General features: G+C 60.6%; 12 protein-coding genes. 5 read left to right on the top strand and 7 right to left on the bottom strand.

Annotated features, from left to right (window positions below):
* Positions 1–135 precede the first annotated feature (135 nt).
* From E5720_RS09095 to E5720_RS09110, 4 genes are all read right to left on the bottom strand, one after another.
* Positions 136–1278 (bottom strand): acyl-CoA dehydrogenase family protein, encoded by a 1143-nt coding sequence (locus E5720_RS09095; RefSeq protein ID WP_136170390.1) that lies wholly within the window; start codon positions 1276–1278, stop codon positions 136–138.
* A gap of 190 nt (positions 1279–1468) precedes the next feature.
* Entirely contained in the window at positions 1469–2827 is a 1359-nt protein-coding gene (locus E5720_RS09100) for a cytochrome P450 (protein WP_136170391.1), read from the bottom strand.
* Positions 2828–3047: 220 nt separating this feature from the next.
* Entirely contained in the window at positions 3048–3704 is a 657-nt protein-coding gene (locus E5720_RS09105) for an SDR family NAD(P)-dependent oxidoreductase (protein WP_136170392.1), read from the bottom strand.
* A gap of 148 nt (positions 3705–3852) precedes the next feature.
* Positions 3853–5097, bottom strand: coding sequence for a PucR family transcriptional regulator (locus E5720_RS09110; RefSeq protein WP_136170393.1), 1245 nt, complete (start codon positions 5095–5097; stop codon positions 3853–3855).
* 132 nt (positions 5098–5229) lie between these two features.
* Between E5720_RS09110 and E5720_RS09115 the strand changes: the two genes are divergently transcribed.
* From E5720_RS09115 to E5720_RS09130, 4 genes are all read left to right on the top strand, one after another.
* A complete protein-coding gene (locus E5720_RS09115) occupies positions 5230–6783 on the top strand; it encodes an aldehyde dehydrogenase family protein (RefSeq protein WP_136170394.1) in 1554 nt (517 codons plus the stop codon).
* A gap of 20 nt (positions 6784–6803) precedes the next feature.
* Complete coding sequence (locus E5720_RS09120) at positions 6804–7631, top strand: SDR family oxidoreductase (RefSeq protein ID WP_136170395.1); 828 nt, start codon at positions 6804–6806, stop codon at positions 7629–7631.
* A 46-nt stretch (positions 7632–7677) separates the two neighbouring features.
* Positions 7678–9096 (top strand): FAD-dependent oxidoreductase, encoded by a 1419-nt coding sequence (locus E5720_RS09125; RefSeq protein WP_136170396.1) that lies wholly within the window; start codon positions 7678–7680, stop codon positions 9094–9096.
* A gap of 129 nt (positions 9097–9225) precedes the next feature.
* Positions 9226–11013, top strand: coding sequence for a long-chain fatty acid--CoA ligase (locus tag E5720_RS09130; protein WP_136170397.1), 1788 nt, complete (start codon positions 9226–9228; stop codon positions 11011–11013).
* Here the strand turns inward: E5720_RS09130 and dapA are convergent.
* Positions 10994–11953: a 4-hydroxy-tetrahydrodipicolinate synthase gene (dapA, locus tag E5720_RS09135; RefSeq protein WP_247596240.1), complete on the bottom strand. Its 960-nt coding sequence runs from the start codon at positions 11951–11953 to the stop codon at positions 10994–10996. The two genes, E5720_RS09130 and dapA, sit on opposite strands and share 20 nt — an antisense overlap.
* 74 nt (positions 11954–12027) lie before the next feature.
* Between dapA and E5720_RS09140 the strand changes: the two genes are divergently transcribed.
* Positions 12028–12918 carry a LysR family transcriptional regulator gene (locus E5720_RS09140; RefSeq protein WP_136170398.1) on the top strand — a complete coding sequence of 297 codons (891 nt, stop codon included), beginning with the start codon at positions 12028–12030 and terminating at the stop codon, positions 12916–12918.
* An 11-nt stretch (positions 12919–12929) separates the two neighbouring features.
* On the opposite strand, the gene E5720_RS09145 is transcribed toward E5720_RS09140, so the two are convergent.
* Positions 12930–13226: a lipopolysaccharide assembly protein LapA domain-containing protein gene (locus tag E5720_RS09145; protein ID WP_168708318.1), complete on the bottom strand. Its 297-nt coding sequence runs from the start codon at positions 13224–13226 to the stop codon at positions 12930–12932.
* A 117-nt stretch (positions 13227–13343) separates the two neighbouring features.
* Positions 13344–13718: a hypothetical protein gene (locus tag E5720_RS09150; protein WP_136170400.1), complete on the bottom strand. Its 375-nt coding sequence runs from the start codon at positions 13716–13718 to the stop codon at positions 13344–13346.
* Between the last annotated feature and the right edge of the window lie 130 nt (positions 13719–13848).

The raw sequence follows: 13848 nt of genomic DNA on the forward strand, positions 1-13848 counted from the left end.
AGTCGTTCGCAGTGGTGCGGGGTGGGGTATTTTCGAGCAATTCGAGTATTCCACCGTGCGAGCGCAGCATCGCGAAAATCTGTCGGGCGGTTCGTCGAACTCCATGCCGAGTCGTCATCCTTTTCGTACATGCGATCAAAGGTTCAAGGAACGTCCGATAATTTCCTTCATTATCTCGGTCGTGCCGCCGTAGATGGTCTGAACACGAGAATCCATGAACGCCTTGGCTACTGGGTATTCTTTCATGTAACCGTAGCCACCGTGAAGTTGCAGACAGCGGTCGATCAGCTTCACCTGCGCCTCGGTTGTCCACCATTTGGCCATGGCTGCCTCTTGAACGGTCAGCTTCTCGTCATTGAGTTGTTCGATGAACTTGTCCACGAGGATGCGGACGGCTGTGGCCATCGTGGCCTCCTCCGCCAACACGAATCGTGTGTTCTGAAACTTGCCGATCGACTTACCGAAAGCCTTACGGTCGCGGCAGTATTGAATGGTGCTCTCCAGGACGGATTCCATGACCGCAGCAGCTACGACTGCGATGGACAACCGTTCCTGCGGCAGGTTTTTCATCAGATAGAGAAAGCCCTGTCCTTCGTCGCCGAGCATGTTGGCTGCGGGAATTCGGACGTCGGTGAAGCTCAATTCTGCGGTGTCCTGTGCCTTCAACCCGATCTTGTCGAGGTTGCGGCCACGTTCGAAACCTGGCATTCCTCGTTCCACGACGAAGAGGCTGAACCCCTGTGCTCCTTTGTCGGGATCGGTGCACGCCACGACGATCACGATGTCTGCGTTGATGCCGTTGGTAATGAAAGTCTTGGAGCCGTTGAGAATCCAATCATCGCCGTCGCGAACTGCGCGGGTCTTGATCCCTTGCAGGTCGCTACCGGTTCCGGGCTCCGTCATGGCAATAGCAGAGATCAGTTCTCCCGATGCAAATCCCGGGAGCCAACGCTGTTTCTGCTCTTCGTTGCAGAGGTCGATCAGATATGGAGCGACGACATCGTTATGGAGCATGAATCCGATACCGCTGTAACCACCCTTGGTGGCTTCTTCCGTGATGACTACGTTGTATCGGAAGTCTTTGACTCCACCGCCACCGAATTCCTCGGGAACGTCCATCCCGAGAAATCCTTGCTTGCCGGCTTCCACCCAGACGTCGCGGTCGACAATATTCTGCTCTTCCCACTTCTCGTGAAATGGCGCGACGTGTTGCGCCAAGAACTTCTTGAAGGATTCCCGAAAGAGCTCGTGCTCGGGTTCGAAAATAGTACGTTCCATGCCATCTCCCACTACGTCGATGCACCGTGTCCTTTTCTGAACTCCGTTGCACCCATTGAATTGTCGTACCAACGATAGAATTCTTCAGAGCCGCCGTCGATGACCCGGACGATCAGGATCGATGACCGCATCCGTCAGCGTCGGCCATCGCAATACCCTTTCGAACTATCCTGCTTCGCAAGACAGGAGGTCATACCTCGCGTCGACGGAGATCGATCGGTTGGCCGTCCGAGGGGAACGGTAACGAGGTGAAGTCCAGTGGTGCAACGTAATCCGCGCCGACGTGCCAGTCGTATCGGAGCAGCAGGTGATGCATGATCGTTTTGATCTCGGCACCGGCGAACGACATGCCGAGGCACTTGTGTACACCGCCGCCGAACGGCTCCCAAGCGTAACGGTGCACCTTGTCTTCACGTCTATCGTCCGCGAAGCGCTCGGGATCGAACCGTTCGGGTTCGGGCCAGTACTGCGACATGTGATGGGTGAAGTGTGGAACCACCGCTGCGTAGCTTCCCGCGGGGACGAAATGCCCCTGTATTTCGGTGTCGTGCACTGCTCGGCGCGCCATCACCGGCACCGGCGAGACAAGCCGGAGGCATTCCTTCATGACCAGATCGAGGCTGCTCAGTTCATCGAGATCGCCATAGCTGGGCGCCGACGTTCCCAACGCGAGCGACTCCGTCCGGCATCTTTCCTGCCACTGTGGGTGCTGACCCAGGTACTGCATCATCGTGGAAATGGTGATCGTGGAGGTGTCGTGGGCGGCCATCAGAAGGAAGATCATGTGATCGATGACCTCGTCGTCGCTGAAGCGTTGACCGTCCTCCGATTCGATGTGACAGAGCACGGAGAACAGATCGTCCGTTTCGCTGGCTCGACGTGCCGGTAGGTAGTGCCGGAAGAAGTCCTCGAGCACCTGACGGCCATCGAGCCCCCGCTTCCACCTCGTACCCGGGACCGGGTAGCGGACCACCGAGGTAGCCGCTTGCACACAATCGACGAAAGCTTCTTTCACCAAGGCGATTTCGCTGGCGGTAGAGTCTTCCGCGCCGCCCATGAAGATTTCGGTGGCGAGATCGAGGGTGAGGGTTTTGAGGGCAGTGTAGGCGCGGAATCCGGTTACCGGAGTCCACGCGTCGAGCGCCGAGTCCAGCGCCGGATTGAGCACGTCCACAGTTTTTTCGAGCCGCGATCGGGTGAACGCCTGCTGCATGATGCGACGGTGCCGCAGATGTTCCTTGGAATCGAGCAGCATCAGACCACCGTGAAAGAAGGGGCCGATCAGCACCGACCAACCGTCGCCGTTTGCGAATGCCCGATCCTTGTTCTGCAGCACTTCCTGGCACGCGTCCGGCCCCAGCACCGCAACCCAACGCCTCCCGACCATCGAGAACCACGAGACCTCGCCGTATCGGTCCCATTGCTTTTGCATCAATGCCAGTGGGTCGCGGATGTATTCGAACGAGTGCCCGACGCCGGGGATCCCGGATCGCCCCGAGATCGGGCGCAGGTTCGAGCCAGCGGGTGGGGCGGCCAGGACTTTGGACATCACGAAACCTCGACTTCGTTCCTATCTGACAGCGCGTCCTGTCAGATGATCGTAGTCTGCGTCACAGTGATCGCATCTGTCAATATGTCGTTCCATGACCCCTCGTACCCGGAGTGAGCGGCGAACAGCGCGCAGAACTGCGGTGCACGAGATTGCTGGTGGCCGGACTGGCCGAGTTTCGGACAAACTGCGGGACGCTCGAGCAGCGCAGCAGCCTCGACTACGTTTGCGTGTAGAGAATTTCCTTCGGGTGGCCGTTGGTGAACAGTTCCCAGTACGACTCGGCAATCAAATCCGGATCGAAGAAGGTGCCTGGCTGGACTACACCGCCGATGGTCACGATACCCACAGTGATGCCATGCGGTGCCAGTTCCTCGGCCAGGGTGAACGACAGATTTCGCAATCCGGCTTTACCTATCGAGGCAGACGCTCGCGAAGGGACGGGGTTCAACGCAAGCATGCCGCCGGTGAACAGGATGGTTCCGGACTTTCGTTCGATCATCCCGGGGATGACCTGTTGCGCGGACGTCAGACCGCCCATGACATTGACTGTGAAGTCGCTCAGTAGCGCCTTTTGCTCCAAGGTCGACGGTTCGCTGATCGTGTTGGATCCCGCGTTGTAGACCAAGACGTCCGGTGTCCCGAATTCTGATGTGATGCGGCCGAACGCGGAGATCAAGGTATCCGATACCGAGGCGTCGGCAGCGATCCCATGGGCTTCGATATTTTCCTTCTGGAGTTTTGACACCTGCAACTGCAGTGATTCTGCATTTCTGGCAAGGAGGATAACCGTGAATCCTTTTTTGCCGAACTTCTGGGCAATGCCTGCACTTATGCCGGAGCCTGCCCCAACGATTACCACAGTGGACTTGCTCATCCTGATGACCTCCTGAATAGACCGGGTTCGATGCGCACAGTCTTCACAGTGTGCGCTCGGTCGGCGCGCTGTACGAACTCAACGTCGGCATCTACGAAAGCGCCGGGCCGGCGATGAGGGGATGCGCTCGCGGGCGGGGGGTGCTTCGTCACTCGTTCAGGACTACCGGCCCGTAGGTGTCGGCGTACTCGAGCGCGAGTTCCAGCTTCAGCCTGTTCGGTCCGATTGGACGGCCGAGCAACTCCTCGGCGCGCTGAATGCGGTAGCGCACGGTGTTCTTGTGGACGCCGAGGGACCGCGCGGCCGCGTCCGGACTGCGATTCGCCGCCAAATAGCTGCGCAACGTACGACGGAGCATCTCCGAGGATGCATCGCTACCGTCGAGGCCGCGGAGTTCACGGGACACCATTGCCCTGGCCGCGCCAGTATTACCTTCGAGCAAGTGAAGAATCTCGATGTCCGCGTAGTGAATCAGATGGGATCGACCAGGATGAGACTCCGAAACATGCTGAGCAGCAATAGCCTCCGTATGACTCTGACGAAATCCTTCGATGCCAACGCCGGGGTTACCGATCGCCATCCGAATGCCGGCCGGAACATCCTCGCCGACGGCCAGCGCAGTAAGGTCCGGTTCGCAATCCGCGGACATCCATGCCCACAGACCGCGCGATCCAGATGGCACCGTCACCAGTTGCCGAACCCCGATTGTTGCAGCGAGCGAACGGGCAGCGGAATCCAAGAGGCCGATACCGTCTTCGGCCGGCTCCGGCTGCGAGCCTTCGAACCACAGCACAAGGGCAGTGTTGTGCCGAAGCAACGGGTAGTCCAACCGGTTCGACGCCGTCCCGATGTCTGCGATCTCACCGCGTATGATCGCCTGCACGGTTTCCGCCCGCCGGGCGAACGCGCCGCTCAATCCCCGTTCTCTCTCTTGCCCGTAGGTGTCGGCGAGCACCTCCAGTGAGACGTTGAGCCAATGACTTGCCCGCTCCAGCAATCGAATCAGAACTTTCGGTTCCAGAACCGGGTCCGTGATGCGCTCACTCGCAGTCTCCGCCGCGAATTTCAGCAGCGCCTTCTGCCCAACGCGGTAGATCTGCATCAGCACCCTCAGATGCATACCCCGGCGAGCGATTGTGCGTGCAAGATCGTGCGCCGCCGGCGGGGGTTCCACCTCCGAGGATTCACCGGTGAGCCAAACAAGCAATGCGCGTCCCTGCTCACGAGTGCTGATGCCCAAATCTCTTCGAAGCTCTCGGTCCGCAGCAACCTCGGGGACCTCGGCCGCGATAGCGGCGGCGAAGCGCACAACGAGGCCGTCCAACGTTTCCGGTACCAGCGCCTCCGCTGCGAAGTCCCGGAGCCAAGCAACGACCATGTCATCAGCGGACACGCCGACACCGCCTTCATATTGGACTTCGAACACATATATTGCCGGTTCATTTAGCCAAACTGGCCAAGAATCGGTGTGACAATTGTGCAATCGTAATAGTCAATGTCTTACATCACAGAAGGCGGTGCTCGCATGACATCGGAGACCACAGTGCACACGAACCACGAGAGCATCGACGTGCACTGCCCCGCAGACGGCCGGTTCGTCGCATCTGTCCCGGACGAGGGTGCCGCGACAGTAACCGATACGGTCCGAAGCTTGCGCACCCACCAATCCGAGTGGGAGGCGCTAGGCCCGGAAGGACGAGCCACGTGGCTACGGAAGCTGCGGGACTGGCTCCTCGACAATGAGCGCCACCTCATCGACGTGCTGCAGTCCGAGACCGGCAAGCCACGCGCAGAAGCAGCCATCGAACCTGCGCTTGCATGCGATCTGATCAACTATTTCGCAGACAACGCCGGCAAGTTTCTCGCCGACGAGCGAGTGCGGCCGCATGGCCCTCTGTCGATGAGCAAACGACTGATCAAGACCTTCCGCCCGTATCAGGTGGTGGGTGTGATCACGCCGTGGAATTTCCCGCTCGCGATGCCGGCGATGGACATCATTCCAGCTCTGCTTGCTGGTGCCGCTGTGCTGCTCAAGCCATCCGAGGTCACGCCACTGGCAGCGGTAGAGCTGGCGCGGGGATGGTCGGAAATCGGCGCTCCCCCAGTCTTTTCGGTACTCACCGGCCGCGGTGACACCGGTGCATCGGTCGTGGATTCAGTGGACTTCGTGCAGTTCACCGGTTCCACCGCAACCGGCCGAGCGATCGCGGTACGGGCTGCCGAGCGACTGGTGCCCTGCAGTCTCGAACTCGGCGGCAAGGATCCGGCCATCGTGCTGGCGGATGCGGATCTGGACCGTGCAGCCGCCGGAATTGCCTGGGGTGGATTGTTCAACGCCGGACAGGTGTGTGTGTCCATCGAACGCGTCTACGTCGAAGCGCCGGTGTACGACGACTTCGTCGCAAGACTGGCGAAGCTCGTGGGCTCGCTGCGTCAAGGAGCCGACGACGATGGATATGGAATCGACATCGGCGCCTTGGCTACCCCGGCTCAGCGCGACCTTGTCGCGCGGCACGTCGCCGACGCTGTCGAGGGCGGCGCCACTGCGCTGACCGGTGGCAAGGCCGGCAGCACCGGCACGTTCTTCGAGCCGACAGTCCTCGTCGACGTCGATCAGTCGATGGCCTGCATCCGAGAGGAGACCTTCGGGCCGACGATCCCAGTCGTGAAGGTGGCCGATGCCGATGAAGCCGTGCGCTTGGCCAATGATTCCGAGTACGGACTGTCCGCAACCGTGTGGTGCGGGGACCGAGCCCGCGGCGAGGAGATCGCCCGCCGACTCGAAGCCGGCGCGGTGAACATCAACGACGCCTTCTCCAACCTGTTCGCGCTGGGACTACCACATGGAGGCTGGAAGCAATCCGGTCTCGGCGCACGATTCGGTGGAGAGTACGGAATTCGGAAATACACTCGGCAGCAAGCGATCACAGTACCGCGCGGACCCAAATTGAAGCGCGAGTTGCTGTGGTACCCGTACTCGCCGATCCGCGGTCGACTCGTCGGCCGCGTCCTGAGAGCCCTCGTCGCCCGTGACCCGCGCCGTCGCTTGTCCGTGACAAGCCGCTCGAAGTCCCTGTAACGACCATAGAAGGACGGAACATGACCAATTCTCTGCGTGGTCGCGTCATCGCGATCACCGGCGGTGCCCGAGGAATCGGATTCGCTACTGCCACGGCCCTGACCCAACTCGGCGCAAAAGTTGCGATCGGGGACATCGACGACGTCAAACTGAAAGAGTCCGCGACCGAACTCGACCTGCTCAGCTACAGCAAGCTCGACGTAACGGACACCGAATCGTTCGAGGCCTTCCTCGACGACGTGGAAGCAAAGCTCGGACCTATCGACGTGCTCGTCAACAACGCCGGCATCATGCCTGCGGGCCGAATCGTGGACGAGCCCGATGCGGTCACTCGCCGGATCCTCGATATCAATGTCCTCGGAGTCATCACCGGTTCCAAACTGGCGGCTCGGCGAATGTTGCCGCGCGGCCGTGGCCACGTAATCAACATCGCCTCACTTGCAGGCGAGATTTACACACCGGGTCTGGCCACCTACTGCGCCAGCAAATATGCCGTCGTCGGCTTCACTGACGCGGCTCGGGTGGAGCACCGCGGCACCGGAATCGAGTTTTCCGCAGTGCTACCATCTTTCGTCAACACCGAGCTCACTGCCGGCACCAAGGGGATTCCCGGACTCAAGAACGCCGAGCCGGAGGACATTGCACGCGCGATCGTCTCACTGATCGAAAACCCCAAACCGAAGGTGCGGGTGACCAAGCTCGTCGGTGCCCTCGCTGCAAGTCAAAAGTTCTTTCCGCGGCGGATCGGCGAAGCCCTCAACCGTGCGCTCCACACGGACAAGGTATTTCTCGACGACGTCGACATCACTGCTCGGCAGGCCTACGAGGAGCGGGCGCGTCACAGCTGAGAGTCCGCACGATCGGAACCACCGATAGAAAGTACCGAGCATCGTCATGAACAGTGAAAACGTAAGTGCAACAACAGCTGAACCGTTCGAGAGGCATGACCTGCGTCCACTTCGCGTCGCCATCGTCGGCGCCGGACCGGCAGGCATCTACGCCGCCGACGCACTCATGAAGTCCGACTACAACATCGCCGGCAACGGCGTCAGCGTCGATCTGTTCGAACGCATGCCCGCCCCCTTCGGACTCATCCGCTACGGCGTCGCACCAGATCACCCCCGCATCAAAGGCATCATCACCGCCCTCCACAAAGTCCTCGACAAACCACAAGTCCGCCTCCTCGGCAACATCGACTACGGCACCGACATCACCCTCGACGACATGCGCCGCTTCTACGACGCCGTCATCTTCTCCACCGGCGCCAACGCCGACCGCAACCTCAACATCCCCGGCATCGACCTCGACGGCAGCTACGGCGCCGCCGACTTCGTCTCCTGGTACGACGGCCACCCCGACGTCCCCCGCACCTGGCCCCTCACAGCCGAAAAAGTCGCCGTACTCGGCGTCGGCAACGTCGCACTCGACGTCGCACGCGTCCTCGCCAAAACCGGCGACGAACTCCTCCCCACCGAAATCCCAGCCAACGTCTACGAAGGCCTCAAAACCAACAAAGCCACCGAAGTCCACGTCTTCGGACGCCGCGGACCCGCACAAGCCAAATTCACCCCCCTCGAACTCCGCGAACTCGACCACTCCACCAACATCGAAGTCATCGTCGCCCCCGAGGACATCGACTACGACGAAGGCTCCGAAGCCGCACGCCGCGGATCCAAACAAGTCGACATGGTCGCCAACACCCTCCAAGACTGGGCCATCCGCGACGTCGGCAACCGCCCCCACAAACTGTTCCTCCACTTCTTCGAATCCCCCACCGAAATCCTCGGAGAAGACGGCAAAGTCACCGGCCTACGCACCGAACGCACCGAACTCGACGGCACCGGCAACGTCAAAGGCACCGGCAAATACAACGACTGGGACGTCCAAGCGGTCTACCGCGCCGTCGGCTACCTCTCCAAAAACATCGCCCAACTCCCCTTCGACGACCAAGCCGGCACCATCCCCAACGAAGCAGGCCGCGTAGTCGAATCGGCTTCTTCCCACACCGTCGTACCAGCCACCTACGTCACCGGCTGGATCAAACGCGGACCCGTCGGCCTCATCGGCCACACCAAAGGCGACGCCAACGAAACCGTCGCCAACCTCCTCGAAGACGCACCGAACTTCACCGCAGCCCCCGAACCCACCGAACAGGCCGTCACCGACTTCCTCGAAAACAAGAAAGTCCCCTTCACCACCTGGGACGGCTGGTACCGCCTCGACGCCCACGAACGCAGCCTCGGCGAAACCGAAGGCCGCGAACGCATCAAAGTCGTCGAACGTGACCAGATGGTGGAAGCGTCGCAAGAGTAACGACAGCGTGACGTTCAACTATCAAAAATTTTCGAATAGCATTGCCTTTCTTGGATATTCAATGAACCCAAGCTCAGCGACACCCCTCTTACCGAATCAGCCGACAGTGCCGTCATTGGAGAGTCAATAGTGCGTGAGTTCTCAGTTCCTCAGTCGTTCTCGATTCCGGCCGACGTGTCGATGGCCGACTCCGTGTTTCGCCATGCTCAGGAAGACCCCACATTCGTGCCGTTCAAGCGGCGGTCGAACGGTGGATGGATCGACGTCACCGCAGCTCAATTCGCGAAGCAAGTGTCCGCAACCGCAAAGGGTCTGATTGCGTCGGGGCTGAAGCTCGGCGACCGCGTCGCCATCCTCTCTTCGACCCGCTACGAGTGGGTCGTTTTCGACTATGCCATCTGGACTGCCGGCGGATGCACAGTCTCGATCTACGAGACATCTTCGCCCGATCAGGCGCAGTGGATCCTCGAGGATTCCGCCACAACGCTTCTCGTGGTCGAGACGACCAAGCATGCGGAGATCCACCAGGAAGTCACCGACGGCGCCGACGCCCTCCGCGAGGTTCTGGTCATCGAATCGGGTGCGATCGACGAGCTCGCCAACCGTGGCTGCACAATCACCGACGAAGAACTGCACTCTCGTCGTAATCAGGTCACTGCAGCCTCACCCGCGACCCTGATCTACACCTCCGGCACAACAGGACGCCCCAAGGGTGTCCAGCTGACGCATGCCAACTTCTATGCTCAGGCGTCCGTTTGTCAGCTGGCGCTTCCGGATTCGATGATCCCGGGCAAGAAGACCCTGATGTTTCTGCCGCTCGCCCATGCGTTCGCGCGAGCGATCTCATTCGGCGCGTTCGAGTCGAAAGTAACCGTTGCCCACACCTCGGATTTGACGACGCTCCTCGACCAGTTCGCCGATTTCAAGCCCACCTTCATCCTCTCGGTGCCCCGCGTATTCGAGAAGGTCTACAACTCGGCGCGCCAAAAGGCCGTGGACAACGGCAAGGCCGGTATTTTCGACAGAGCAACAGCAACGGCAATCGAATACAGCGAATCCCTCGAAAAGGGCGGCCCAGGAATAGCACTCAGGCTCAAGCACGCCATATTCGACAAGCTCGTCTATTCGAAACTGCGCTCAGCTCTCGGTGGCGAGTGCAAGCAAGCATTCTCCGGTGGTGCCGCGCTCGGCGCACGCCTAGGTCACTACTTCCGCGGCGTCGGCATCCCGATCTATGAGGGATACGGACTCACCGAATCGAGCGCCGCCTTCAGCATCAACACTTCCAATGCGCAGCGCATCGGCACGGTAGGCAAACCGGTCGACGGCCACACCGCGCGTATCGCCGACGATGGCGAACTTCTCCTTCGCGGTCCGGTCGTATTTGCCGGCTACTGGAAGAACGAGAAGGCAACTGCCGAATCGATCATCGACGGTTGGTTCCACACCGGTGACCTCGGCTCGATCGACCATGAGGGATTCGTGTCGATCACCGGTCGTAAGAAGGAAATCATCGTCACCGCGGGTGGCAAGAACGTCGCGCCGGCGGGCCTGGAAGATTCGATGCGCGCACACCCACTGATCAGCCAGTGCATCGTGGTCGGTGACGCGCAGCCGTTCATCGGCGCACTGATCACACTCGACCCGGAAACCCTACCCGCTTGGGTCGAGCGGAACGGCCTTCCTCCCACCACGACAACCTCCGAGCTGGTGTCCAACGCGGATTTGATCGCTGAAATCGATACGGCAGTGGCGGAGGCGAACAAGAAAGTGTCCAACCCCGAAAAGATCAAGAAGTACACGATCCTCGAACGCGACTTCACCCAGGAGAGCGGCGAACTGACTCCGACACTCAAACTCAAGCGCAACATCATCCACGAAGTTCACCGAGCCGACATCAGTGACCTGTATTCCTGACCCGTCGACTCTGCCCGCTGGGACGAGCTGACACAGCGGGCCAACCTGCGATCGTGAGGGCATCGACGAGGCGTTGCACATCGACGACCGGAGGATCGGTTAGCGGAAGACGAACTGTCGCATGGCCGATGACGCCGAGGTGCACCAGCGCAGACTTGGCCATGACTGCGCCCTGCCCGGAGCAAAGCATCGCTTCGGTCAAGCCGATCAAAGATCGCTGGATGGTCCGTGCCGAGTCGAGCTCGCCGGCACGGACCGCCGCTATGAGCCTTCCGGTGTGTGCCGCAGCGACATTGCCGATCACACTGAGCAATCCGGTAGCCCCACATGCGAGGTACGCAAGGTTGAGCTCGTCGAGTCCACAGTAGTAGGCAAGGGAAGTCGATTCCATGACGGACATTGCCTCGAACAAATCACCCTTGGCATCCTTGACGGCCAGGATCCGAGGATGCGCCGACATCTCGATCAACGTTGCTGCGTCGATGGCCATACCAGTCCGCGCCGGAACGTCGTAGACCATGACGGGCAGCTCGGTGGAATCGGCGACAGCGAGGCAATGCGCAAGCACTCCAACCTGAGTCGGGTGGGAGTAGTACGGGCACACGACGAGAAGAGCATCAGCACCCGCCCGCTCGGCGTCGCGGGCTCGACGAATCGTGGCCGCCGTGTCGTACGTCCCCACCCCGGCGATCACCCGTCCACGTCCGGATGCGCGCGCCGAAACTGCCTGCACGAGCGCAACGGACTCGCTCTCGGTGAGGGTGGGCGACTCACCGGTTGTGCCAGCAACGACGAGACCATCGCATCCGGTGGAGAGGAGGTGGTCGACCAAAGCATCAGTGCCCGACGCACTGAGCGACCCGTCGGGATTCATCGGCGTAGCCATTGCCACAAGATTGGTCCCGAAGAATCGCTCGGCCGGCTGAAAAGGAATCGTCACAGTCGATGATCCTGCACGTCATGTCCACCTAGAACCAGCAATACTTTTTTACGGGAATACCGTAGCTTGGCTTCATGATCGATGTCGGTGCACTCCGTGCACTACACGTGGTTGCACTCGTTGGAACGATAGCGAAGGCGGCCGAGGAACTCGGCTACACCGCCTCCGCGGTGTCACAACAGATCAAGCGGCTCGAACGCCAACTCGGCGTCGCGGTGATGGTGCCCGCGGGAAGAACGTTGACGCTGACGCCTGCCGGTCGAATGCTCGTCGCCACCGCTCCTGATGTGTTCCAAGCTCTCGAGCGATGCACGGAGGCAGCACTATCGGTTTCGGTGGGTTTGCCACATGGCCGACTCAGAGTCGTTGCGTTTTCGACGGCGGTGCGCGGACTGTTGGCACCGATCTTGCCAGCGCTGGGTTCACGATATCCAGACGTTCGGATCAACATCGAAGAGCAGGACCCCGGAAAGGCGCTCTCCAGCGTCGAGGCAGGCACCGCCGACCTCGCACTCGTGCACAACACCGACGGAATGCCGCGCCCTTTGCCTGCGTCGATGACCAAGCAATTGGTGCACACGGATGTCGGCGACGTGGTCATGCGAAGAACACATCCGCTAGCAGTTGCGGCCGAGCCCCTCACCAGTGCCGATCTCATCGACTATGCGTGGGTGACCAGCCCGCGCGGGACTCTCTGCCACGAGTGGTTCCGGCGCCTCTTCGCCGACCTCCCTCATGAGCCCGATGTGCGTCACCTGATCGACGACTTCTCCACTCAGCTGGCACTGGTTTCCACGCACGATGTTCTCGCATTGATCCCCCGACTGGCGCGTCCGCCGCTGGGTGAGGATCTGATCTTCAGAGAGTTGCACCGTGAGCCGAAGCGAGATGTGTACGCAGTATGGCGAATCAGCGCAGACAACAGTCCTACTATCCGGGCGTTGATGGCAGAGCTGGCTTCCTAGCTACGGCTGGTTCAGCGGCGGTTGTGCACCCGGCGTCGCAGGCGCATCACACCACTACCGAGGACTGCGATGAGAAAGCCGACGACCGCGGCTAGAAGTAGCGAAACACCCTGGGCGACATCGAGGTTCAACCCGAGAAATTCGACGTGCGCCTTTTCTGTGTTCTGTAATACGAATATCACCAACGCGATCACCAAAAATACAGCGGCAACTCCGGTGAGGATTCGCGTTGCGCTATGAGAGGAACGCGCCCCGGGTTGCGTAGAAGTTGTTGTGGTGGTGTCGGGCTGCTGAGGCCGTTCGTTCATCGTGGCTCCTTGTCGAGGTGTCGACAGGTAGCTACCCGGCGGATGTAGAGGCGAAACCGGCACCATTTCTTTGATGGCGTTGCCGTCGACCGTCTCGATTCAGGGCCACCACGACCGTCACGGACTCAACACGCTCAACGACATCGACATGTAGATGACCATGGAGACCAACAGGGCCCACCCGGCTCCCTGCCAAATCGGCCAAGTTCCACCTCTGCGCCACACCCGATACGTCTGAACGAACGCAAACAATCCCCCGATCAGCAACAGAGCGGACGGCACAACGAGAAGAATCGTTCGCTCGGGCTCGGCGCACACCGCAAACGCCGCGTCGCGACACTGACCCGAGTGCGGTCCCCAGGCCGCCCACATGATGCATCCGACCATCACCACCAGCGCACTGACGATGACCGAGACGGTGAACAGGGCTGCACGGCGTACACCACCGGACCCCCCAGGGTCATGCCATCGCTTTCCCACGTCATCGGTCATACTTCCCAACCTAATCTCCCTGCTCGGTAACAGGGCCTGGTTCGGGACTACTACCTCGGGGTCGGCTCAGCACTGGACACGCGCGCGTGAACCGATGGTTGGTGACGGGTGTGAAACACCCGTTTCGGGT

Origin of the sequence: Rhodococcus sp. PAMC28707, assembly GCF_004795915.1 — a bacterium.
GTDB lineage: Bacteria > Actinomycetota > Actinomycetes > Mycobacteriales > Mycobacteriaceae > Rhodococcoides.